At 60.3% G+C, this 22,793-nt stretch carries 25 protein-coding genes and 2 tRNA genes; 16 read left to right on the top strand and 11 right to left on the bottom strand.

Features of this window, described 5'->3' with window-relative positions:
* Positions 1–2: 2 nt before the first annotated feature.
* Positions 3–929, bottom strand: a complete 927-nt coding sequence (locus tag J7400_RS16545) for a DMT family transporter (protein WP_247738863.1) — start codon at positions 927–929, stop codon at positions 3–5.
* Positions 930–1,002: 73 nt separating this feature from the next.
* The gene (gene ilvC / locus J7400_RS16540; RefSeq protein WP_209065189.1) at positions 1,003–2,025 is read right to left on the bottom strand and encodes a ketol-acid reductoisomerase; all 1,023 of its coding nucleotides are present in this window, start codon (positions 2,023–2,025) and stop codon (positions 1,003–1,005) included.
* Positions 2,026–2,156: 131 nt separating this feature from the next.
* Here ilvC and J7400_RS16535 point away from each other — a divergent pair, with 131 nt between their 5' ends.
* The 3 genes from J7400_RS16535 to J7400_RS16525 all read left to right on the top strand — a co-directional run bounded on the left by J7400_RS16535 (position 2,157) and on the right by J7400_RS16525 (position 4,274).
* On the top strand, positions 2,157–2,612 hold the full coding sequence (locus J7400_RS16535) for an Lrp/AsnC family transcriptional regulator (protein WP_209065188.1): 456 nt from the start codon (positions 2,157–2,159) through the stop codon (positions 2,610–2,612).
* Positions 2,609–3,064 carry an Lrp/AsnC family transcriptional regulator gene (locus J7400_RS16530; protein ID WP_209065187.1) on the top strand — a complete coding sequence of 152 codons (456 nt, stop codon included), beginning with the start codon at positions 2,609–2,611 and terminating at the stop codon, positions 3,062–3,064. Before J7400_RS16535 ends, J7400_RS16530 begins: the two co-directional genes overlap by 4 nt.
* Before the next feature lie 91 nt (positions 3,065–3,155).
* The gene (locus J7400_RS16525) at positions 3,156–4,274 is read left to right on the top strand and encodes an aminotransferase class V-fold PLP-dependent enzyme (protein ID WP_209065186.1); all 1,119 of its coding nucleotides are present in this window, start codon (positions 3,156–3,158) and stop codon (positions 4,272–4,274) included.
* Positions 4,275–4,348: 74 nt separating this feature from the next.
* On the opposite strand, the gene purD is transcribed toward J7400_RS16525, so the two are convergent.
* Complete coding sequence (purD, locus tag J7400_RS16520; RefSeq protein ID WP_209065185.1) at positions 4,349–5,611, bottom strand: phosphoribosylamine--glycine ligase; 1,263 nt, start codon at positions 5,609–5,611, stop codon at positions 4,349–4,351.
* A gap of 83 nt (positions 5,612–5,694) precedes the next feature.
* Here purD and xseA point away from each other — a divergent pair, with 83 nt between their 5' ends.
* Entirely contained in the window at positions 5,695–7,233 is a 1,539-nt protein-coding gene (gene xseA, locus J7400_RS16515; protein ID WP_209065184.1) for an exodeoxyribonuclease VII large subunit, read from the top strand.
* 3 nt (positions 7,234–7,236) lie between these two features.
* Here xseA and J7400_RS16510 read toward each other — a convergent pair whose 3' ends face one another.
* Both J7400_RS16510 and J7400_RS16505 read right to left on the bottom strand, forming a co-directional pair.
* Entirely contained in the window at positions 7,237–7,644 is a 408-nt protein-coding gene (locus tag J7400_RS16510; RefSeq protein ID WP_209065183.1) for a hypothetical protein, read from the bottom strand.
* Between the two features lie 39 nt (positions 7,645–7,683).
* Positions 7,684–8,715 (bottom strand): alkane 1-monooxygenase, encoded by a 1,032-nt coding sequence (locus tag J7400_RS16505; protein WP_209065182.1) that lies wholly within the window; start codon positions 8,713–8,715, stop codon positions 7,684–7,686.
* 220 nt (positions 8,716–8,935) lie between these two features.
* Here J7400_RS16505 and rpmG point away from each other — a divergent pair, with 220 nt between their 5' ends.
* Positions 8,936–9,103, top strand: a complete 168-nt coding sequence (gene rpmG / locus J7400_RS16500; protein ID WP_007814563.1) for a 50S ribosomal protein L33 — start codon at positions 8,936–8,938, stop codon at positions 9,101–9,103.
* A gap of 112 nt (positions 9,104–9,215) precedes the next feature.
* Positions 9,216–9,743 carry a GNAT family N-acetyltransferase gene (locus J7400_RS16495; protein WP_209065181.1) on the top strand — a complete coding sequence of 176 codons (528 nt, stop codon included), beginning with the start codon at positions 9,216–9,218 and terminating at the stop codon, positions 9,741–9,743.
* Between the two features lie 74 nt (positions 9,744–9,817).
* Here the strand turns inward: J7400_RS16495 and J7400_RS16490 are convergent, their stop codons facing one another.
* Together J7400_RS16490 and J7400_RS16485 are read right to left on the bottom strand one after the other, a co-directional pair.
* Positions 9,818–10,594, bottom strand: a complete 777-nt coding sequence (locus J7400_RS16490) for a Bax inhibitor-1/YccA family protein (RefSeq protein ID WP_209065180.1) — start codon at positions 10,592–10,594, stop codon at positions 9,818–9,820.
* Between the two features lie 360 nt (positions 10,595–10,954).
* Positions 10,955–11,164 carry a DUF1127 domain-containing protein gene (locus tag J7400_RS16485; RefSeq protein ID WP_209065179.1) on the bottom strand — a complete coding sequence of 70 codons (210 nt, stop codon included), beginning with the start codon at positions 11,162–11,164 and terminating at the stop codon, positions 10,955–10,957.
* 160 nt (positions 11,165–11,324) lie between these two features.
* Between J7400_RS16485 and J7400_RS16480 the strand changes: the two genes are divergently transcribed.
* Complete coding sequence (locus J7400_RS16480; protein WP_209065178.1) at positions 11,325–12,218, top strand: LysR family transcriptional regulator; 894 nt, start codon at positions 11,325–11,327, stop codon at positions 12,216–12,218.
* Here J7400_RS16480 and J7400_RS16475 read toward each other — a convergent pair.
* The gene (locus J7400_RS16475) at positions 12,211–13,173 is read right to left on the bottom strand and encodes an NADPH:quinone oxidoreductase family protein (protein WP_209065177.1); all 963 of its coding nucleotides are present in this window, start codon (positions 13,171–13,173) and stop codon (positions 12,211–12,213) included. The two genes, J7400_RS16480 and J7400_RS16475, sit on opposite strands and share 8 nt — an antisense overlap.
* 331 nt (positions 13,174–13,504) lie before the next feature.
* On the opposite strand from J7400_RS16475, the gene J7400_RS16470 reads away from it, so the two are divergent.
* The 3 genes from J7400_RS16470 to J7400_RS16460 all read left to right on the top strand — a co-directional run bounded on the left by J7400_RS16470 (position 13,505) and on the right by J7400_RS16460 (position 16,234).
* The gene (locus J7400_RS16470; protein ID WP_209065176.1) at positions 13,505–13,873 is read left to right on the top strand and encodes a helix-turn-helix transcriptional regulator; all 369 of its coding nucleotides are present in this window, start codon (positions 13,505–13,507) and stop codon (positions 13,871–13,873) included.
* Positions 13,874–13,930: 57 nt separating this feature from the next.
* Positions 13,931–14,725 carry a histidinol-phosphatase gene (gene hisN, locus J7400_RS16465; RefSeq protein WP_209065175.1) on the top strand — a complete coding sequence of 265 codons (795 nt, stop codon included), beginning with the start codon at positions 13,931–13,933 and terminating at the stop codon, positions 14,723–14,725.
* Between the two features lie 159 nt (positions 14,726–14,884).
* Complete coding sequence (locus J7400_RS16460) at positions 14,885–16,234, top strand: 8-oxoguanine deaminase (RefSeq protein ID WP_209065174.1); 1,350 nt, start codon at positions 14,885–14,887, stop codon at positions 16,232–16,234.
* A 66-nt stretch (positions 16,235–16,300) separates the two neighbouring features.
* Here J7400_RS16460 and J7400_RS16455 read toward each other — a convergent pair.
* Together J7400_RS16455 and J7400_RS16450 are read right to left on the bottom strand one after the other, a co-directional pair.
* Positions 16,301–16,375, bottom strand: a tRNA-Gly gene (locus J7400_RS16455).
* Positions 16,376–16,554: 179 nt separating this feature from the next.
* Positions 16,555–16,629, bottom strand: a tRNA-Gly gene (locus J7400_RS16450).
* Positions 16,630–16,780: 151 nt separating this feature from the next.
* On the opposite strand from J7400_RS16450, the gene J7400_RS16445 reads away from it, so the two are divergent.
* Both J7400_RS16445 and J7400_RS16440 read left to right on the top strand, forming a co-directional pair.
* The gene (locus tag J7400_RS16445; RefSeq protein ID WP_209065173.1) at positions 16,781–17,131 is read left to right on the top strand and encodes a hypothetical protein; all 351 of its coding nucleotides are present in this window, start codon (positions 16,781–16,783) and stop codon (positions 17,129–17,131) included.
* A gap of 77 nt (positions 17,132–17,208) precedes the next feature.
* Positions 17,209–18,060, top strand: coding sequence for a YHYH protein (locus tag J7400_RS16440; protein WP_209065172.1), 852 nt, complete (start codon positions 17,209–17,211; stop codon positions 18,058–18,060).
* A gap of 36 nt (positions 18,061–18,096) precedes the next feature.
* Here the strand turns inward: J7400_RS16440 and J7400_RS16435 are convergent, their stop codons facing one another.
* On the bottom strand, positions 18,097–18,939 hold the full coding sequence (locus J7400_RS16435; RefSeq protein WP_209065171.1) for an isocitrate lyase/phosphoenolpyruvate mutase family protein: 843 nt from the start codon (positions 18,937–18,939) through the stop codon (positions 18,097–18,099).
* A 255-nt stretch (positions 18,940–19,194) separates the two neighbouring features.
* Here J7400_RS16435 and ctaD point away from each other — a divergent pair, with 255 nt between their 5' ends.
* The 4 genes from ctaD to J7400_RS21420 all read left to right on the top strand — a co-directional run bounded on the left by ctaD (position 19,195) and on the right by J7400_RS21420 (position 22,761).
* Entirely contained in the window at positions 19,195–20,868 is a 1,674-nt protein-coding gene (gene ctaD / locus J7400_RS16430; RefSeq protein WP_209065170.1) for a cytochrome c oxidase subunit I, read from the top strand.
* Positions 20,869–20,961: 93 nt separating this feature from the next.
* Positions 20,962–21,591: a class I SAM-dependent methyltransferase gene (locus J7400_RS16425; RefSeq protein WP_209065169.1), complete on the top strand. Its 630-nt coding sequence runs from the start codon at positions 20,962–20,964 to the stop codon at positions 21,589–21,591.
* A 114-nt stretch (positions 21,592–21,705) separates the two neighbouring features.
* Positions 21,706–22,215, top strand: a complete 510-nt coding sequence (locus J7400_RS16420) for a DUF2244 domain-containing protein (protein ID WP_209065168.1) — start codon at positions 21,706–21,708, stop codon at positions 22,213–22,215.
* Positions 22,216–22,563: 348 nt separating this feature from the next.
* The gene (locus J7400_RS21420; protein ID WP_348540187.1) at positions 22,564–22,761 is read left to right on the top strand and encodes a hypothetical protein; all 198 of its coding nucleotides are present in this window, start codon (positions 22,564–22,566) and stop codon (positions 22,759–22,761) included.
* Positions 22,762–22,793: the final 32 nt, after the last annotated feature.

Here is a 22,793-nt window from a genome sequence, read left to right as displayed (position 1 = left end):
GCTCAGCCGCCACGCGGGAAGAAGAGGCGTCGCAACGCGCCATATTGGCTGAGCGCGACGCCTGACAGGATCAGCAATGTGGCCCAGATCAGAGAGCCGGGCAGTGGCTCTCCCATCACGGTCACACCAAAGACCACCGACCACAGTGGCACCTGATAATTGGTGAGGCTCATGAACACCGGCCCTGCCGTGCGGATCACCAGAATGCGCAGCAGGCCCGCCGCCGCCGTCGGCACCAAGCCCAGCACCGCGACAATCACCAGCCCCTCGGCCGAGGGCATCGGGGGCAAGCCGTGCTGCAGCGCGGCCAGCGGGATCACCAAAGCTGCGCCAAACAGCAATGTGGTGGCCGACAGGCCAACCGGATCCAGCGGGGGCAAGCGCCGCATCAGGATCGAGGAAACCGCATAGCAGGCGGCTGCCGACAAGCAGGCCAGCTGCCCCCAGCCTTCAAGCGGGCTGCCGCTTGAGGCAAAAGCGGCGGGGCCGATCAGCACCAAAACCCCTGCAAATCCAATCAGAAAGCCCAATGTCCGGCGCAGCGTCATGCGCTCGCCCGGCACCAGAAAATGCGCCAGTGGCAAAACGATCAGTGCAACGGCGGCCATCGAGACGCCTGTGAAAGCAGAGGTCACATATTGCTGCGCCCAGGCGAGGAACATGAACGGCACCGCCGCGCTCAGCATCGACACCCAGATCAACCGGCCCCAGTCCCGTTCTTCTGAGCGAAACATCCCGCCGCCACGCATCTGCCAGATCACCGTGGTGATCAGCGCGGCAAAGCCAATGCGGCCTGCCGCCACCCAAAGCGGCAGCAAATGCTCCAGCGCCAGTTTCTGCACCATGAACGTGCCGCCCCAAACAAGGCCAAGCGTGGCCACCATAAGCCAGCTGGCGGCAGTGATCTGTGGGCTGGTTTGCTCTGACATAGGGGCTCACAAGTTAGGCGTTTAGACAAAAAAGGGCGCCGGAAGGGCGCCCTTTGAAGTCTCTGAAAAGACGTTAGTTCTTTTCTTTGTCGACCATTTTGCCGGCAGAGATCCAAGGCATCATGCCACGCAGTTTTGCGCCGGTCTCTTCGATCATGTGCTCGTCGTTTGCACGACGGGACGCTTTGATGGTTGGCTGACCAACCGCGTTTTCCAGCATGAAGTCGCGTACGAATTTGCCCTGCTGGATGTCTTCCAGAACCGCTTTCATGCGGGCTTTGGTTTCGTCGTACTTCAGGATGCGTGGGCCGGTGACATACTGGCCGTATTCTGCGGTGTTGGAGATGGAGTAGTCCATGTTCGCGATGCCGCCTTCGTAGATCAGGTCCACGATCAGCTTCACTTCGTGCAGACACTCAAAGTAGGCCATCTCAGGCGCGTAGCCTGCTTCCACCAGAGTTTCAAAACCACAGCGGATCAGCTCAACCAGACCACCGCAGAGAACAGCTTGTTCGCCGAACAGGTCGGTTTCGCACTCTTCGCGGAAGTTGGTTTCGATGATGCCGGAGCGGCCGCCACCGATGGCGGAGCAGTAGGACAGGCCGATTTCCAGCGCGCGGCCGGTTGCGTCGGTGTCAACCGCGACGAGGCAAGGCACGCCGCCGCCTTTGGTGTATTCGCCGCGCACGGTGTGACCTGGGCCCTTAGGCGCCATCATGATCACGTCCACGCCTTCTTTTGGCTCGATCAGGCCAAAGTGCACGTTCAGGCCGTGGGCAAACGCAATCGCGGCACCTGGCTTGATGTTGTCGTGTACGTATTTCTTGTAGGTTTCTGCCTGAAGTTCATCGGGCATGGTGAACATGATCACGTCACACCAAGCGGCTGCTTCGGCAATGCCCATCACCTGCAGGCCTTCGCCTTCGGCTTTCTTCGCGGAAGGGGAGCCTTCGCGCAGCGCCACAACAACGTTCTTCGCGCCGGAGTCGCGCAGGTTCAGCGCGTGTGCGTGGCCTTGGGAACCGTAGCCCAGGATGGCCACTTTCATGTCTTTGATCAGGTTGATGTCGCAGTCGCGATCGTAATAAACGCGCATGATGAACGCTCCTCTGTTTGATGTTGCGGCCACAATAGGCATTCCTCTGGGGAAAGAGAGTGTTGTGATCGGCAAAATCAGGGGCGATTTCGAGGTTTCTATTCTTTCATGTGTGATTTATCGTCAATTTCATGCTTGATGATCTCGATAGACGCATACTGCGCCACCTTCAGGGCGATCCGAGTCAGTCGGTGCCGGAGCTTGCCGACCGTCTTGGCCTCACCACCTCCCGCATGTCGCGCAAAATCGACAAGCTGCGCGAAGCGGGCATTCTGCGCGGCCAGCGCGGGGTGATCGACTGGCAGACCTTGGGCTATGCGGTGGAGGTCAGCCTGCGTGTGACCCTTGATAAAACCCAATCCCGCGCCTTTGACGATTTTCTGGAGGCCGCCCGCGATATTGCCGAGGTCATCGAGATACAGACCTTTCTGGGGCAGGTTGATGTGCGCCTCTCGGTGATTGCCAAAGACATGGCCCATTATCAGGAGATCTACCGCCGCCGCATCCTGACGTTGCCCCATATCGCAGACATTGAGGCGCTCATGCATGTGGCGCGCATCAAATCGGATGAGAGCCTGCCCATATGATTGATCTGGATGATATCGACCGCGCGCTGCTGAAGGCGCTGGCCGAGGATGCCACCCAGAACGCAGGGGCCTTGGGGCGGCGCTTTGGCCTCTCGCAACCGGCCACATGGCGTCGTATCAAGCGGCTGCAGGACAGCGGCGCCATTGCCGGGCGCAAACTGGATTTGGATCGTGAAAAGCTTGGCTTCGGGGTGACGGTCTTTCTGGGCATCAAACTGGCCACCAAGGGCCGTGTCAGCCTTGAAGATTTTGAGCGTGCGGTGACCGCCATTCCTGAGGTGCAGACTGTCGAGCACGTGCTGGGCATGTATGACTACCGCCTGCGCGTCACGGCGCGAGATATTTCTGACTTTGAGCGCGTCCTGCGTCGCCGCGTCATGACCCTGCCCGGGGTGGGCAATGTGGAGGCCAATGTTCTGCTCAGTGAAGAGCGCCGCCCCGGTCCGCTGTAAGCGGGGGCACAACGGCTGCGTCGCCGTCATGTGACTTTGCTTTTTACAGGCTGCAGGATACATCCGGGGCAACAGATATAGGAGAGTGCATATGGCACATGACATTGATCCCGGTGGGCTGAGTGAATTTTCCGTGGTCTTTACCGACCGCTCCCTCAACCACATGTCCAAGACCTTTCAGCAGGTGATGCGCGACATCTCCGATCTGCTGAAAGAGGTCTATAACGCAGATGGCGTGGCGCTTGTGCCCGGTGGCGGCACCTATGGCATGGAGGCCGTCGCGCGTCAGTTCGCGGCAGGTCAGAAAACCCTCGTGGTGCGCAACGGCTGGTTCTCCTACCGCTGGAGCCAGATCTTTGAGGCGGGCGGCTTTGCTGCGGAAAGCACCGTCATGAAAGCGCGCCAGACCGGCAACGATGCCACCGCACCCTTTGCACCAGCCCCGATCGACGATGTGGTGGCCAAGATCCGCGCAGAAAAACCTCAGGTGGTCTTTGCACCCCATGTGGAAACCAGCGCCGGTGTGATCCTGCCCGATGACTATATCGCCGCCATGGCCGCTGCCGCCCATGAAGTTGGCGCGCTGATGGTGCTGGATTGCATCGCCTCGGGCTGTGTCTGGGTCGACATGAAAGCGCTGGGTGTCGATGTGCTGTGTTCTGCCCCGCAAAAAGGCTGGAGCGCCTCGCCCTCAGCGGGCCTTGTGATGATGTCAGAACGCGCGCTGAACCGTTTGGAGGAAACACAGTCTGACAGCTTCGCGCTCGATCTGAAGAAATGGCGCGACATCATGGTGGCCTATGAAAACGGCGGCCACGCCTATCACGCCACCATGCCCACCGATGCCCTGCGCGCCTTCCGCGACACCATGCTGGAAACACGCGACTATGGCTTTGACAAGCTGCGCGAGGCGCAATGGGCGCTGGGCAACGGCGTGCGTGCGCTGCTCAAGGACAAAGGCATCCAATCCGTCGCCGCAGAAGGTTTTGGCGCACCGGGCGTGGTGGTCAGCTACACCGCTGATCCGGCCATTCGGAACGGCAGCAAGTTCATGGCCGAAGGCATGCAGATCGCCGCCGGTGTGCCGCTCGCCTGTGATGAGCCTGAGGGCTTCATGACCTTCCGCCTTGGCCTCTTTGGTCTGGACAAGCTTTATGACGTGCCCGCCACCACCGCGCGGCTGAAGGCTGTGCTCGACACGGTTCTTTAAGAGGCAAAAGCTTCACACGAAAAAGGCGGTGCATCCTCTGCACCGCCTTTTGTGTTTCTCAAAACCGCCCGCGCTTACAGCGCGCGCCAGCCGATATCCTTGCGGAAGAACCCACCGGGCCAGTTGATGCCATCCACCATGGCATAGGCCCGATCCCGCGCTTCCTGCAGGCTTGCCCCGCGCGCGGTCACGTTCAGCACGCGGCCACCGGTTGCGGTGATCTGCCCATCCGCTTTGGTGGTGCCTGCGTGAAACACCATGTTCTTGCTGTCAGAGGTCAGCGCCTCAAGCCCGCCAATCACCGAACCTTTTTCATAAGAGCCGGGATAGCCATTGGCCGCCATCACCACGGTGATTGCATGGTCATCCGCCCAGTTCACCTGCGCTTCATGCAGGCGCTCTTCAGCTGCCGCATGCATCAGGTCCAGCGCCTGCCCGCCAAGGCGCATCATCAGCACCTGACACTCCGGATCGCCAAAGCGCACATTGTATTCCACCAGACGCGGCTGGCCGTCCTTGATCATCAAGCCCGCATACAGCACGCCCTGATACGGCGTGCCGCGCTTGGCCATCTCATCAATGGTTGGCTGAATGATCTCATCCAGCGCCTTTTGGGCGATCTCATCAGACAGAACCGGCGCGGGGGAGTAAGCGCCCATGCCGCCCGTGTTCGGCCCGGTGTCGCCTTCGCCAACGCGCTTGTGGTCCTGCGCGGTGCCCACCGGCAGTGCGGTCTTGCCGTCACACAGGATGAAGAAGGAGGCCTCTTCGCCCTCCATGAACTCTTCGATCACCACTTCCGCGCCTGCGCCACCAAAGGCACCGCCAAACATATCGTCTACCGCGTCCAGCGCGGTTTGCTCGTCCATTGCGACGATCACGCCTTTGCCGGCAGCAAGCCCATCGGCCTTCACCACAATCGGCGCGCCCTGTTCGCGGATATAGGCTTTGGCGGCCTCGGCATCGGTGAAATGGCCATAGCCCGCCGTCGGAGCCTGCGCCGCATCACAAATCTCTTTGGTGAAGCTCTTGGAGGCTTCGAGCTTCGCCGCCGCTTGGGAGGGGCCAAACACCAGCACACCCGCTTCGCGTAGACGATCCGCAACGCCTGCGGCCAACGGCGCTTCCGGGCCGATGATCACAAAATCAATCGCATTCTGCGCCACAAAATCCGCCACCGCGCCACCGTCTTCGGTGTCAAAATCCGCACAATCGGCGATCTGTGCAATCCCGGCATTCCCCGGCGCCACAATCAGCTTGTCACACTTCGGGTTCTGCATCACTGCCCATGCCAACGCATGTTCACGTCCGCCGCTGCCGAGAATAAGAATGTTCATGTCGCCGCCTTCCGCTTGGCCTTCGCTTTGGGGCGTTCTAAGGTGCGTCGACGCAGGAAACAAGAGAACTGAGCCGCCGCCCCATGTCTGACCTCATCGACGATCCAAGAGAAGGCGAAAACGCCCCGGAATTCAGCGTCTCAGAGCTCTCCGGCGCGATCAAACGCATGATCGAGGGCGAGTTCGCCCATGTCCGCATCAAAGGCGAGATTGGCCGCGTGTCTTTTCCCCGCTCAGGCCATGTCTATCTTGATCTGAAAGACGACCGCTCGGTGATTGCCGCCGTGATGTGGAAAGGCGTCGCCGCGCGCATCTCCACCCGGCCCGAAGAAGGCATGGAAGTGGTCGCCACCGGGCGGCTCACCACCTTTCCGGGCCAATCCAAATACCAGTTGGTGATCGAGGATCTGAAGCCTGCGGGCGTTGGCGCGCTCATGGCGATGCTGGAAAAGCGCAAGGCGATGCTACAGGCCGAGGGCCTGTTTGCACCTGAGCGCAAAAAGCCGCTGCCTTATCTGCCAGAAATCATTGGCGTGGTGACTTCGCCCAGTGGCGCGGTGATCCGCGACATTCTCCACCGTCTGCGCGATCGTTTCCCGCGCAAGGTGCTGATCTGGCCGGTTGCCGTGCAGGGCGAGCAATGCGCGCCGCAGGTTGCCAACGCGATTGAGGGCTTCAACAAGCTCACCCCCGGTGGTGCCATGCCACGCCCCGACCTGATTATCGTTGCGCGGGGCGGGGGCAGTATCGAAGACCTCTGGGGCTTCAACGAAGAGGTGGTGGCCCGCGCCGCCGCAGATTCTGACATTCCGCTGATCTCCGCCGTGGGCCACGAAACGGATACGACGCTGATCGACTTTGTGTCTGACAAACGCGCGCCCACGCCGACCGCCGCCGCCGAACTTGCTGTGCCTGTGCGGCTGGAGCTGTTGGCTTGGGTTGAGGAGCAGGGCGCACGGCTGACACGCGGGCTGGAGCAAGGCCTGCGCCAACGCGATCAACGCCTGCGCGATCTCTCCCGCGCTCTGCCGCGTGCCGATATGCTGCTGCAAACCCCGCGCCAGCGGCTGGATGCGGCGGCAGACGCATTGCCCCGCGCGCTGCAAGCCGGTGTACAGACCCGCCGCGTGACGCTGTCTGAGAAATCCGGCAGCCTGCGCGCCTCCACCCTGACCCGCATGATCGAAAACCGCCGCGAAGCGCTGGGCCGCCGTGCCGACCGCCTCACGCCGGTGGGCTTGCAGCGCGACATCACCCGCCGCCGTGAGAAAGTCACTGAGCTGTCGCGCCGCCTGACCGATGCAGGCACTCGTCAGGTGCAAACCCTGAAGGACCGTCTGGCCTCGCTGGATCGCATGCGCGAAACCCTGAGCTACACCGCCACACTTGAGCGCGGCTATGCCGTGGTGCGCGGCGATGGGGCACTGGTGAAAACCTCCGCCGCCGCCAGTGCGGCTAAATCGCTTGAGATCGAGTTTGCAGACGGGCGTGTCACCGTGGGCGAGGGGACTGCAGCGCCCACATCCGCAACAGCGGCTGAGCCGGTCAAACCCGTGCCAAAAGCTGCGGCCAAGCCAAAACCCAAGAAGCCTGACACGCCGGAGCAGGGCAGCTTGTTTTAAACACTACACACCCACCTCCGGGCCAAGGCACAGCATCTCTTCACCCGCTGCCGGGTCGATCTCATAGAGCACCGTGCCATTTGGCTCATTCTCAAACGTGGCGGTCAGCCCGCGCGCGCTTTCAAAAAAGCTCCAGCATTGCGGGCTGGGATTGTCCTCATAGACAAAGCAGATCTGCGCGCCCTGCTCAAACCACTCTCCCTCTTTGCATTGCCCGTCCAGAAAGGACCAGCGCACACGGCGGTTGGGCAGGTATTCCTCCACGCCATAGCGCTGCCCGTCCGCCTCAAAGAACAGCGTCTTGCCGGTGACATAGGCTTCAAATTCCGCGCCTGACATGGCGCTTTGCGCCTGCGCGGGGTGGGGCAGTGCAAGGGAGAAGGCGGTGGCGATCAGGGCAAGGCGTTTCATGAAAGCAATGCTGCCTGACAACCGCTGCCCAATCCAGTCTCAATGCCGTGTTGCGCGCAGTTTTGCCACGCGCGGGTCCATTACCCGCCGCCACATGCGCGGCCAAAGCGCCAGCGTGGCCATCAGCGGCAGAGAGTGCGGCAGGATGGGCATTTCGTGGCGGTCGAGCCGCAGCGCCGGATAATCGCGTGTCGGGGTCATATGGTGATCGGAATGGCGCGGCGCATTGAGCATCAGAGCCGAGGTGTAGAGCTGCGGCGCATTCCAGCTGTGCTGCGGCCCCACGGGCTCGGGCTTGCCATTGGCCCTCTTGGCGCGGCGCAGGCCGTAGTGCTGCACATAATCAGACAGCAAAAGCTGCATGGTGCTGTAACTCGCCAGCCCAACATAGGCGATCGCCCCCTTGGGGCCGGCATAGATCGCCGCCAAAGCCAGCATCAGCGCGCCACCCGCCACATAGGCCACATAGGGGTGCATCCCCTTGGCGCGGCCTTTGGCTCTGGCGCGCATGTCGGTCTCCGCCCGCAGCCCGGCCCGGAAAGAGCCCAGCCAGGCGCGCGGCCAGAAGTGATAAAAGCTCTCGCCATCGCGCGCCGAATTGGGGTCTTTGTTGGTGGCCACCCAGACGTGATGCACCTTGGTGTGGGCTGACGTGTGATGCCCAAACAGCAGCGAGATATAGACCCACATGCCAATCAGACGCGGCAGCCGCGCAGGCTTGTGGATCAGCTCATGGGCGTTGGCGTTGCTGACCTGTCCAAAGAACAGCCCAAAGGCAATGAAGACACAGATCCTGGCGCCATGGCTCAAATCCGTGATCCCGGCCAGCGCGGCAACGCCAATGGCCATCAGGGGAAAATGCAGCACACCCAGCAGCAGGGACAGTCGCAGGCCTGAGGGGAATTCACCGTCCGCACCGGCCTTCGCCGCCGCGCCGCGCACCAGACGGTCCATCACATGCACCAGCGTGCCCATGTAAACCAGTGCTGCCACCGCCCACAGGCCGCCGAGCATCCCGGCCAGCGCCAGCAGGACCACGGGAATCGTTGTTGCGATCCAGAACCAAACCATGTCATCTTTCCCCATCAAAGAGCGCGCGCTCTCTGTAATTGCGCGAAATTACCCATTCGTTGACGGGCTGCAAAGCCGTTCTGGGAGGGAATTTTCCGCGCAGCCCAACTTTCTTTGAGGATTCTCGGGAAAGCCCATTGACTCAGGCCAGACCATCAGTAAAAGGCGGGCTTCAAGAGATTTTCACGGGGTAGCTGTACCCCGGCGCAGGAGAAGCACAATGGCGAAGCCGACGACCATCAAGATCCGTCTGAACTCGACCGCGGGCACGGGCCATTTCTACGTGACCAAGAAAAACGCACGTACCATGACCGAAAAGATGGTCGTACGCAAATACGACCCGGTGGTGCGCAAGCATGTCGAGTACAAAGAAGGCAAGATCAAGTAAGATCCCCCTCTGAGACACATGCAAAAGCCGCGCCACACCAGGCGCGGTTTTTTGCTTTAGGGGAGCCGCGCCTGAAAGAACAAAAAAACTGTTTCCTTCAGGAGGGTCCCCAATGCCCCACCCATTCTTTATCCGCCCCGCCACGCTTGACGACCGTCAGGCCGTGACCGCGCTGTTTGGCCAGTCCTATCCGGATCTGCTGCCCAATGATTACAGCGCCGATGTGTTGCAGGATGCGCTGCCCCTGATCACGCGGGCACGCGGATCGCTCTTGGCCTGCGGCACCTATTTTCTTGCAGAATGTGCAGAGACCGACGCCATCGTTGGGGCAGGGGGCTGGACCGATCTGTCGCCTTCGCGGGGTGTCAGCGGCATCGACCTTGGTCATGTGCGCCATGTGGCCACGCGGCCTGACTGGCTACGCCGCGGCGTGGCGCGGGCGCTGATTGACGTGACGCTCGCTTCCGCAGAGGCCCACGGCATGCGCCAGATGAGCTGCCTCAGCACCTATACCGCGCGCGATTTCTACGCCTCTATGGGCTTTCAGGAGGCCGCTGAGATTGAGCTTACGCTGGCGCCGGGCGTGCATTTCCCCGCCATCCAGATGACCCGTACACTGGCGGACCCTGCGCTGGCATAAAGCGCGATCATCTTCGGGCAAAAGAAAAGGGCCGGTCGCTGTGACCGGCCCTTCATTTTGAACTGTCGCTCGGCTTACTCGCGGTTGCCGAACAGCTGCAGCAGCATCATGAACATGTTGATGAAGTTCAGATACAGGCTCAGGGACCCCATGATGGCGGATTTGCTCAGCCACTCGCTGTCGCCGTGGTGGGCGTGTGCGAGGTAGGTGTTCTTGATGTTCTGCGTGTCATAGGCGGTCAGGCCAGCAAAGATCAAAACGCCGATCACGGAGATCGCAAACGCCATGGCGGAAGACGCCAGAAAGATGTTCACGATGGACGCGATGATCAGGCCGATCAGACCCATGATCAGGAAGGTGCCGATTGGGCCAAGGTCACGCTTTGTGGTGTAGCCATAGAGCGACAGGCCAGCAAAGGCGATGGCGGTGATCAGGAAGACCTGAATGATGGATTCGCCGGTGAACACCAGGAAGATCGAGCTGATCGACAGACCCATCACGGCTGCGAATACGTAGAACACCAGCTGTGCCGCAGAGGCGGACATGCGGTTGATCGCGGCGCCAAAGCCAAAGACAAACAGCAGCGGCGCAAACATGATCACCCACTTCAGCGGGGAGCCATAGATCGCGTAACCAAAAGAGGTCAGATATTTGTCAGCGCTGATCTGCGCAGTCGCACCGGACGGATCCGTGGTCACGGCCAGGCCGGAAATGGCCCATGCCGCGGCAAAGGTGATCAGCATGCCCACGGACATCGTGCCGTAGACTTTGTTCATATGGGCGCGCAGGCCCGCGTCAATTTCCGCTGAACGTGCGCCAACAGCGCCGCGCAGTGTTTCAAATTCAGCCATCTCAGCCTCCGAATAATACGTTCCCTCCCCACAACGGCTGTTGCCGGGATGTCCGTACTAAATATCGGTGAGCATTGAAGCGAATTCAAGGATTTCCGGTGTCAGAGACGCGGAAATCCGACGCATTTTTGCGGTGCTTTTTTAATAAGCGGGGCCTGCGGTTTGCTGGCCTGCGTGACGTGCTTTCCGCCTTGAGCATGGATTCGGTCCTAGCTGGCGGAGGTTAGCCTCTGTGAGCGCAAAGCACGGGGCTGTTTTGCGCTCACAGCGTTGTGATGATGCGCCTCGTGTGAGGGGCGGATCTGGCGAAATGGGGCAAGGCCCAAAGGGTGCCAGATGTTGTCGGTGTCGGTCTAAAGGTCAGCCTTTCCAATGCGCGGGCACATCCCAAGCCGACCGTTTCAGCTCTGCCTGCACATCGGCTTCGGTCAGCCCCATGTCAAACAGCGCGGCTTTGTCGAGCTGCGCAAGCTGGCGGCGCTGACGGCGCACGGCAAACACTTTCGCGACGCGGGAGAAAAGGGATTTGGATGTGCCGGAGGCAGCTGCGGAGGTGGTGATGAAGGCCATTGAGTCGATCCTTTCTTAAATTGCGATTGATTTCGTGCTCTGCATCAAATTACTTGATGTATATGGGAGGCGGGGTATATCTTGAAAGCGAATGTTTGTGAGGTATTGCATCACAGATTCTGATGATATATCGAAATCCGTGATTTATAGGGGGAATGGCATGCGAAATCTTGATGTAACCACGTTGCGCAGTTTTGTGGCTGTGGCCGATATGGGCGGCGTCACCAAGGCCGCAGGCTTTCTGCATCTCACGCAATCGGCGGTGTCGATGCAGCTCAAGCGCCTTGAAGAGTTGATCGGTGTTGCCTTGCTGGATCGCTCAGGCCGCGGGATCGCGCTGACGCCGGACGGGGAGCAGATGCTTGGCTATGCCCGCCGGATGGTGACATTGAATGATGAAATCATGCGCCGCCTGTCCCATGATGAATTTGAGGGCACGGTGACGCTTGGCGTGCCGCACGACATTGTCTACCCGGCCATTCCGCGCGTGATGCAGCAATTCAGCAGCGCCTTTCCACGTGTGAAGGTCAATCTGGTCTCCTCCTACACGCTTGAGCTCAAGCAGATGTTTGAGAAGGGCGAGATTGATCTGATCCTGACCACGGAATCCAGCACGCCGGACGGAGCAGAGGGGCTCTGCACCCTGCCTTTGGTCTGGATCGGTGCGCCCGGCGGGGCAAGCTGGCGCCGCCGCCCCATTCAGTTTGCCTCTGCCCGCCACTGCCTCTTCCGTCCGCGCGCCATTGCGGCGCTGGACCGTGCGGGGATTGAGTGGGACTCGGCGCTTGAGACAGATTCTGATCGCACCGTTGAGGCGACAATCACCGCTGATCTGGGGATTGGGGAGATGTTGCTTGGCACTGAGCCGCGCCATTTGGAGGTGATCGACCACGGCGGATCGCTGCCCGATCTCGGAGAGCAGCACATCAATATGTATGGGGCGGATCAGGCCAAGGGCGACGTCATCGCCCAATTGGCTAATCTTATTCGCAAAGGGTTCCAGCCCATGCATGCGCAGGCGGAGCCCCCTGTGCGACTTGGGGTGGTCAGTTGATGGCCACCACCACCTTGCCGGTGGATTTACGGCTGCGCAGCAGCTCATAAGCTTCTGCCGATTCCTCAAGCGGCAGAACATGGCTCACATGCGGGGACAGCTTGCCTTCCCCGTACCAGCCAAACAGGGTTTTCATGCTGCCAACAATCACCTCTGGTCTAAATGCCAGATACCCGCCCCAATAGAGCCCCATCACCGTGAGGTTTTTCACCAGCAGGTGGTTAGCCGGGATCTGTGGAATGTCACCGGATGCAAAGCCGATCGGCAACAGGCGCGCTTCTGGTCGGCAGGCGCGGAAGGCTGCTTTGAATTGTTCGCCGCCCACGGGATCATAAACCACATCAGCCCCACCCAGCGCTTTGACCTCCGCGCGAATGTCCGCATCGGTGGCATCAATCAGGTGATCCGCCCCGGCCTTTTGCGCCACCGCGAGCTTGTCCGCGCCGCGCGCACAGGCAATCACATTGGCGCCCATCAGCTTGCCAAGCTCCACCGCCGTCAGGCCAACGCCGCCCGCCGCGCCCAGCACCAGCAGGTTCTCACCGGGCTGCAGGCGCGCGCGGTAATCCAGCGCCACATGGCTTGTGCCATAGGCCACAGGGAAGGCCGCCGCGTCCTCAAAGCTCATCATATCCGGGATTGGCACCGCGCTGGCCGCATCATAAACGCCAAACTCCGCCAATCCGCCGCTGCCGCCAAACACCAGCACACGTGTGCCAATTGCAGGGCCTTTGGTGTCCGGGCCAAGCGCATCGACCACGCCAGCGACTTCCATGCCAAGGGTGAAAGGCACCGGCGGCGTTGCCTGATAGGTGCCCTTGATCATAAGGAGATCGCCGAAGTTCAGAGCGCAGGCGCGGATCTTCACCCGAATCTGCCCGGCTGCGGGTTCCGGCGTGGGCAAGTCCACCAAACGGGGGGCGGTGTCGTGGGAAACTACCTGAAAGGCGCGCATGTCTCTTCTCCTCTGTTTGGCGAGCATTCACATGGGTTCACAATCAAGTCAAAGCTGACGCTGGGAAACGGGTAATTTGGAATGAAACATCACGTAATGAGAGTATTTTACCACCATACCTATCCGAATGGACCTACCCCTTTGGGCATCCGTTCGCCTTTATGTTTAGGAGACCAACACATTCTATCCCTTGATTATAAGGGGAAAACTGTTAAGCTTAAACAATCGCGAATGGGATGCGCGATAGTTGCACTATTTAACTGGAGCCGCGTCTGAGCTTCCGCTCAGGGATTGTCTGTGGCTTGGCAATTTTATTCGAAGGAGACGAGTCATGACACACCCGGTGGATGTGCATGTTGGTAAGAAGATACGGCAGCGTCGCTGGCTGACGGGGATGACCCAGCAGCAGCTGGCCGAGCAGGTTGGTATCAAGTTCCAGCAGATCCAGAAGTACGAAACGGGCGCCAACCGCGTCAGCGCGTCTCGTCTTTGGGACATCTCGGATGCACTTGATGTGCCTGTGAGCTTTTTCTTCGAAGGCTTGGAAACAGACAAAGAGGACGGCACCACTCAATCCGTTCCTTCCGACATCATGGCAGACAAAGAAGCGCTGGATCTGATCCGCAGCTACTACGCCATTCCGGAGAACCAGCGCCGCCGCCTGTTCGAGCTGGCGCGCGTTCTCAGCGACGTCGCTTGAGTCCGGTCCCGCTCTGAGTTAGCCAATGGGCGAATTCAGGGCGGAGGCAAGACCCAAATGACCCCACAGGACCAAACGCAGTTGATGGCCGTGGCAGATGCCATGGCCGATGCCGCAAGACGGGCTATTCTTCCCCATTTTCGGCATCACGCCCTCACTGCGGACAACAAGTTGGATGGCGGGTTTGACCCGGTCACTGTAGCGGACCGCGCGGCCGAAGAGGCCATGCGGTCTGTTCTTGCGCAGATGCGTCCGCAGGATGCGATCTTGGGCGAGGAATTTGGCGAGAAATCCGGCACCAGCGATCTGACCTGGGTGCTGGATCCGATTGACGGCACCCGCGGGTTTATCTCCGGCACGCCCACATGGGGGGTGCTGATCGCCGTGTCTGACGAAACCGGCCCGATCTTTGGCATTGTCGATCAACCCTATATCGGGGAGCGCTTCAAAGGCGGCTTTGGTGTCGCCGAAGCCCATGGCCCGCATGGCGCCACCCCGCTGAAAACCCGCGCGACCGCTGCGCTGTCAGAGGCGATCCTTTTCACCACCTTCCCCGAAGTGGGCACCCCGGCTGAGCGCGCCGCCTTTGAGCGTGTGGTGCCTGAGGTCAAGCTCACCCGCTACGGCATGGATTGCTACGCTTATGCGCTGCTGGCCGCCGGTCAGGTTGATCTGGTGATTGAGGCGGGCCTAAATGCCTATGACATTCAGGGGCCGATTGCGGTGATCGAGGCCGCAGGGGGCATCGTCACAAACTGGCAGGGTGGCCCTGCGCATGAGGGTGGTCAGGTGCTCGCGGCCTCCAATAAAGTGCTGCACGAACAGGCGCTTGCGCTCTTGTCAGCAGGCTGACGCTGCGGCGTCACCTCTCGCTTGCTTTCTCAGGCTTGAAACCGGTGCGCCACAGCCGTTAGGGTCGTGGCGCATGACGAGTCCTTTGCCCGCTTTCTGTCGCCATGCCTCAGACCTTGCACCGAATCGGGCCACTGAAATGGCCAAGGGAGTGTGCACATGTCGGCAAACAGCCGCTATTTGATCAAATCTGCCCAGACCATCCTGACGATGGATGATGCCCGCCGCGAGCTGGCGGGGCAGGACATTCGTATTCAGGATGGGGTGGTTTCTGAGATCGGCCCCGATCTTGTAGCCGCTGACGGGGAAGAGGTGGTTTTTGCCCAGGACTGCGTGATCACACCGGGCCTCGTGAACACCCACCACCATCTTTACCAGACCCTCACCCGCGCCGTGCCGGGTGGGCAGGATGCGCTGCTTTTTGGCTGGCTCAAAACGCTCTATCCGATCTGGTCCCGCTTTGGCCCTGAGGAGATGTATGTCTCCGCGCAAATCGGTCTGGCCGAGCTGGCCCTGTCGGGCTGCACCCTGACCTCCGATCATCTTTATCTCTACCCCAATGGCGCACGTCTGGATGACACCATCGCCGCCGCGCAAAGCCTTGGGATGCGCTTTCACCCCACACGGGGCGCCATGAGCATTGGCGAAAGCGACGGCGGCTTGCCGCCCGATGCGCTGGTGGAGCGCGAAGACACCATTCTCAAAGACGCCATTCGCCTGATCGACACCCACCATGACGCTGCCGAGGGCAGTATGCTGCGCGTCGGCGTGGCCCCGTGTTCGCCTTTCTCGGTCAGTCGCGAGCTGATGCGCGATGCGGCGCTGCTCGCGCGCGACAAAGGCGTGATGCTGCACACCCATCTGGCCGAAAACGAAGAAGACATCGCCTATTCACTGGAAAACTTCGGCTGCCGTCCGGGGCAATACGCCGAGGAGCTTGGCTGGGTCGGCGAAGATGTCTGGCACGCCCATTGTGTGAAGTTGGACGCTTCGGAAATCGCGCTCTTTGCCCGTACCAAAACCGGTGTGGCCCATTGCCCGTGTTCCAACTGTCGCCTTGGCAGTGGCATTGCACCAGTGCGCGCCATGCGCGACGCTGGCGTACCGGTTGGTCTTGGCGTCGATGGTTCCGCCTCAAACGATGCGGGCAATCTGGTGCTTGAGGCGCGTCAGGCCATGTTGCTGCAGCGTGTCGCCAATGGTGCGGACGCGATGAGTGCGCGCGAAGCGCTGGAAATTGCCACGCGCGGCGGGGCAGAGGTGCTGGGCCGTCCGGATTGTGGCCAGATCGCCGTGGGCAAACGCGCCGATCTCGCGCTCTGGGATGTGTCCGGCATCGAAAGCGCGGGCAGCTGGGATCCGGCGGCGATTCTACTGGCCGGGCCGACCACCGTGCGCGATCTCTTTGTTGAGGGGCGCCAGATTGTGCGCGATGGCCAGATCACCACGATTGATCTGCAAAGCGCCATTGTGCGTCAGAACCAGCTGGCCCGCGCGCTCGCGCCGTAAATCTATGAGGGTTTGAAAAGCAAAAGGCGCGAAGGAAAAACCTTCGCGCCTTTTTGGCTGTCCAATTGGAGCGGGCGAGGCGATTCGAACGCCCGACCCTAACCTTGGCAAGGTTATGCTCTACCCCTGAGCTACGCCCGCACCGTTTGGATGGCCGTGATTTAGCGATCCCACCGGGGGACTGCAAGAGCAAAAAGTGAGAAAAATGCGCCGCGGCGCAGATAATTTTTCAGGCGGTGATTTTGCGAAAATTTGACCCGGAAACGCGAAAAGGCGCGGATAAATCCGCGCCTTCTTCAGCACTCCCGATTGGGAGAAATTGGAGCGGGCGATGAGATTCGAACTCACGACCCTAACCTTGGCAAGGTTATGCTCTACCCCTGAGCTACGCCCGCATCCTTGGGTGAGGCGTGGAATATAAAGACTCACCGAAGGCTGCAAGTGGAAAATGCACCTGTGACAAAAAAAGTTCATTTTCGCGACGGAATCCAAATCCCACGACGTTTCAGTTTAAAATTCCACCTCCGGTCGGCACACAGTTAACCTATGAAGAAACGTAATTTTATCTTGGGCCTTTTGGCCACGCCAGGATTTGCCTTCGCACATGAAGGTCATGGCGCATCTCAGGTATCTGTCAGTGTCGAAGTCATTAAACGTCGCGACAATACCGTACATCTCCTGCTGACAATGCTGAACAAGGGCACCCACACCGCAATGCTGAAAGACATAAGTGTTGAGGGCGCAGAAGTGCTCAACGCCTATTGGGCCCAAATACCGTCAGGGGCTTTGGAAGATATGCCGCTTGCGTTGCAGTTCTCCGGTCCCGTTCCGGGCATTTTTACTTTGATGCTGGATTTTGGCGACGCAGGACATGGGCCGGTGGTGGTGAAACTCTAAATCGCACCACAGGAACAAAGGGCATCGGCATGGTCAGACCAACGCAACTTGAGAATCTAAAGATGGCTTTGTTGGCCATGACCATTTTTATCGGCGGCGCTGCATATTGCGAAGCGCAGGGCCGCCCGCCAATGCGCAAACATACCGCAACAAGCACAGAGCCGCTGTCTCTGGCGCGGGCCAATCAATCTGCTGGGCGCAATCAAATCTCGATCATCACCGAGGGAAACCGCCGTGTGATCGCTGCCAATGGCATACCGGCGCATAAGGTTGGCCGCTTCCCCAATCGCGGCAATCCGCACAGCATCAGGGCACAAAACTATCGCTTCACGGTGTCCTTGGCCCCCAAAGCCAGCTCCCGCGCCACCTACAACGAGAGGAACCTGTTTGGCGTCGCAGTGAATGGCGTGCCATTTGATCCCGGCGCCGCCGAGTTCTGGCAGGGCAACCGCCGCTCCGGCTGGCAATATGAGGCATTGGGCGGCGCGGTGCCCCTTGGTCTGGATGCCAACTACGCGCATGTGCAGCCCACAGGGGCGTACCACTATCACGGCTTGCCAATTGGCCTTTTGCAGAGCCTTGGCTGGTCTTCCAAAGCCGCGTCCCCGCTGATCGGCTATGCGGCTGACGGCTTTCCGATCTATGCGATCACCGCACCCGTGAACGGAAAAGTGGTCGAGATGACAAGCTCTTATCGTCTCAAATCCGGCGCCCGATCAGGCGGTCCCGGTGGCAAACATGACGGCACCTTTGTGCAGGACTACACCTATGTCGCAGGCGCCGGCGGTCTGGATGAATGCAACGGTGCTGTTGTCAAAACGGCGGAATATCCAAACGGCACCTACGCCTATTTCCTGACCGAGACCTTCCCTGCCATTCCACGTTGCCACAAGGGCAAGGCTGACAGCAGTTTTTCCAAACGGCGCTGACCATGGGGTGGGTGGGCAGGGGCTTCGTGCCTGCGCTTACCCGTCCCGCTGCTCAAGCGGCGCATCCCGCATGAGGCCCATCAACTCCGCCCCCGGCATCAAACCCTCTGCATAATCAAACCGTCCCGTGCGCAAAATCTCTGCCGTGGCTTTCTGCAAGGTCTCATACGCCAGCCGCACCAGCGAGCCGCCCACGCTGATCCGCTTCACCCCCGCCTCCGCCAGATCCTGCACCGAATAAAACGGCGGGCGCAGCCCCATGACCACATTTACAGGCTTGCCCACCTCGGCGCAAACCGTGCGGATCGCCTCCAGATCCGGCAACCCCGGCGCATACAGCACATCCGCACCGGCCTCCTCATAGGCCTGCAGCCGCGCAATCGTATCTTTGAGGTCGGGACGGCCCCATAGGTAATTCTCTGCTCGACCGGTCAGCAGGAAGTGCCGCCCCTTGGCCGCCTCTGCCGCCGCGCGCACCCGCTCTGCCGCCAGCGCGATCTCATGCACGCCGCCCTCCGGCCCGCCGGTCGCATCCTCAATCGAGCCTCCCACGAGCCCCACCTCAACGGCCATCTCTATGGTCTCCGCACAGGTCTCGGGCGTGAGGCCGAATCCATCCTCCAGATCAGCAGAGACCGGCAACGCGGTTGCCGCCACAATCTCGCGCGCGTTCTGCAAAAGCCGCGCCCGCGTGACTGCGGCGGTGCCATCGCGCAATCCGGCCGACACCGCGCAGCCCGCACTGGTGGTCGCCAGCGCCTCAAAACCCACATCCGCAAACAGCCGCGCCGTGCCCGCATCCCATGGATTGGGCATCACAAAGGCACCTTCGCGGCTATGTAATTGGCAAAACTTGGAAAATTTCTCGGCACGTGTCATGGCGCGGTCCCCGCTTGCAAAGCGTTTTTGTCGTCTTTTGATTGTGCCAGTCTTCGCGCAGCGCGCCTCAAAAACCACTGTTTTCTTGGACCAGACCGGAATTTTGCCGCCGGATCGCCGGGCTAGGGTGCGACAATTTATTTTGATCTATGTCAAATAGGAAAGTTGCGACACCGCCTGCGGGGTTCTACAACTGCGGTGACGGCGGTTTCAGCGAGATTCCGCACACTCTAATAATACAACAGGAGGAGCGGCATGGCAGACGCAGCCCTACAAGGCCACGAGCACCATGACGATAGAGGGTTCTTTACCCGGTGGTTCATGTCCACCAACCACAAAGACATTGGTCTGCTTTATCTGATCGTTTCGGCGCTGGCCGGCTTTATCGCGGTCTTCTTCACCGTTCTGATGCGCATGGAGCTCATGGAGCCCGGCGTACAGTATATGTGTCTGGAAGGCGCACGTTTCCTTGGAGGAGGAGACGGACCCTGTACACCAAACGGCCACCTCTGGAACGTGCTGATCACCTACCACGGCGTCCTGATGATGTTCTTCGTGGTGATTCCGGCGCTGTTTGGCGGCTTTGGCAACTACTTCATGCCGCTGCAGATCGGTGCACCGGATATGGCCTTCCCGCGCATGAACAACCTCAGCTTCTGGCTCTATGTGGCCGGCACATCGCTGGGTGTGGCCTCCATGCTGGCCCCGGGCGGCAATGACCAGCTTGGCTCCGGTGTGGGCTGGGTGCTCTATCCACCGCTCTCCACCGGCGAAGGCGGCATGTCCATGGACCTCGCGATCTTCGCGGTGCACGTCTCTGGTGCCTCCTCGATCCTCGGTGCGATCAACATGATCACCACCTTCCTGAACATGCGTGCCCCGGGCATGACGCTCTTCAAAGTGCCGCTGTTCAGCTGGTCGATCTTTGTCACCGCATGGCTGATCCTTCTGGCGCTGCCGGTTCTGGCAGGCGCAATCACCATGCTGCTCACCGACCGGAACTTCGGCACCACCTTCTTTGATCCAGCAGGCGGCGGCGACCCGATCCTCTATCAGCACATCCTGTGGTTCTTCGGCCACCCGGAGGTGTACATCGTGATCCTGCCGGGCTTTGGCATTATCTCTCACGTGATTGCCACCTTCTCGCGTAAGCCGGTCTTTGGCTATCTGCCAATGGTCTGGGCGATCATCGCCATCGGCGCGCTGGGCTTCGTTGTCTGGGCACACCACATGTACACCGTGGGCATGTCCCTGACACAGCAGTCCTACTTCATGCTCGCCACCATGGTGATCGCGGTGCCAACCGGTGTGAAGATCTTCAGCTGGATTGCGACCATGTGGGGCGGCTCAATCGAGTTCAAAACCCCGATGCTCTGGGCGCTGGGTTTCCTCTTCCTCTTCACCCTGGGCGGCGTGACCGGCATCGTGCTGTCGCAGGCCTCGGTGGACCGCTACTACCACGACACCTACTACGTGGTGGCGCACTTCCACTACGTGATGAGCTTGGGTGCGGTCTTTGCGATCTTTGCCGGGATTTACTTCTACTTCGGCAAAATGACCGGCCGTCAGTACCCTGAATGGGCGGGCAAGCTGCACTTTTGGCTGTTCTTCATCGGCGCCAACCTGACCTTCTTCCCACAGCACTTCTTGGGGCGTCAGGGCATGCCACGTCGCTACATCGACTATCCGGAAGCCTTTGCATATTGGAACAAGATCAGCTCCTACGGCGCGTTCCTGTCCTTTGCCTCCTTCCTGTTCTTCTTCGGTGTGGTGTTCTACTCCCTGTTCCGCGGCGCGAAAGTGACCGAGAACAACTACTGGAACGAATACGCAGACACTCTGGAATGGACCCTCCCGAGCCCGCCGCCAGAGCACACCTTTGAAATCCTGCCAAAGCAGGAAGACTGGGACAAAGGCCACAGCCACTAACATGGCGTCGGCACTGACCTAACCAAAGAGGCCCCGGCGCATCCGCTCCGGGGCCTTTTCTATCCGCGCCGCCATACATACCAGATCCCCGCGATGCCCAGCCCCCAAGATCTCTCAACCGTCAAAGCCAACATGCACGCGGTCTATGACCGCAATGCCGCCCATTGGGATGCTCAGCGCGATCTGTCCCTGCGCGAAGCCGATTGGCTGGCGAAGGTCATGGCGGGCCTGCCCCAGCCGGCGGATGTGCTGGATCTTGGCTGCGGCGCTGGTCGCCCGCTTGCGGCGCATCTGGTGGCGCTGGGCCATCGTGTCACCGGCATTGATGCAAGCCCCGCCATGATCACCCTTGCTCAGAGCAATGTGCCGGCGGCCACCTTCCATGTGATGGACATGCGCGCGCTGACGCTTGAAGAAGGCTTTGACGTCCTCCTAAGCTGGGACGCTTTCTTTCATCTCAGCCCGGAAGAACAGCGCGTGGCACTCCCAAAGATGCTCTCTCTGCTCCGCCCGGGCGGCAACCTGTTGCTGACAGTGGGACACGGCGAAGGCGAGGTCGCAGGCAGGGTGGCGGGGGAGCCTGTCTATCACGGCAGCCTTGATCCCTCGGAATACCTCGAAATTTTGGAAGGTGCCGGATTCGCGCATGCGCGTTACACCCCAAATGATCCCACCGTTCTGGGCCGCTATGTCCTGCTGGCCTGCGGCAAAGGCATGAAGTGAGACCCCGCCCGCGATGAGTCTCCCAACCACAAGCTTCTCATTCCCTCAATATCCCGGGGTGAATTGCCCGCAGGGCAAGAGGGGCTGGCCCCTGCAACCCAAAGGCCCCCGCTGATGCCCCACCGCTGGACAGACCCCGCCGCGCCCGATCAACCGGTGCTCACCCTCTGGCCGCACCGCTCCCTGCCGCGCCGGGGATTCGCGGCCATGGTGCTCTTTGCCTTCACCGCAGGCACCATCCCCCTCTATGGGCTGATTGGCACGGTGCTGTTCTGGGGCCTGCTGCCCTTCATCCTGCTGGTGGTCGGCGCGCTCTGGTTTGGTTTGCAAAGGTCCTACAAGGACGGTGATGTGTTTGAGGCGCTGTCGCTGCGCGCAGATACGCTCTCGCTTAGCCACAAACCGGCCCGTGGCGCGGTGCAGGAGTGGTCCTGCAATGTCTATTGGGCGCGTGCCGACATGCATGTGCATGGCGGCCCCGTGCCCCATTATGTGACTTTGTCAGGCAACGGCCGCACGGTGGAGATTGGCAGCTTCCTGTCCGAGGAGGAGCGCAAGACGCTTTATGCGGAGCTCAGCGATTTTCTGGCCCGCACGGTGGCCACTCAAAATCCTAGCGTCTGATCGACCCGATTCGCGTTGCCCTGCACCACGTTGCGGCGCGCGGGCCATTAAGGCGGGCGTTTTTCCAAAGGGTCAAAAATTGCACCTCCGCAATGCAGCCGCGATACAGACGCAATACCGACGTTGATGTTTTGCGCCTTCCGCCGCGTCCCAAAACGTTAATGCCCCAACAAGACGCTCGCCGAGTCGCGCGCAGACGCTAGGCTGGGGCGACACAGTTGAACATTGGGAGGTTGTTATGGCTGTTTCACTGCAGGTGCTCTATCCGGTTGGGGAAGGCACCACATTTGACCACGCATATTATGCCAGCACACATTTGGATCTGGTTGGCGAGCATATGGGCCGCATATGGTCTCCGCGCAGGCCAGCAAGGGGCTTGCAGGTGGGCCCAATGTGCCCAGCCCGTTTCACGCCATCGCGACGATTCTCTTTGAAGATCAAGCGGCTATGGATGCCGCCATGGGCGCAGCCGGCCCGGTGATGGCGGACATTCCGAATTTCACCAATGTGCAGCCCCAGATCATGATTGGTGAGGTCATGAGCTGAGCGTGTGGGCCGAGTCTTGGGGCTTAGTGTGG

This window comes from Shimia sp. R9_2 (assembly GCF_017743735.1).
Classification (GTDB): Bacteria; Pseudomonadota; Alphaproteobacteria; order Rhodobacterales; family Rhodobacteraceae; genus Shimia.
The sequence above is the reverse complement of the archived record's forward strand: the minus strand, read 5'-3'. Positions and strand labels throughout refer to the sequence as shown.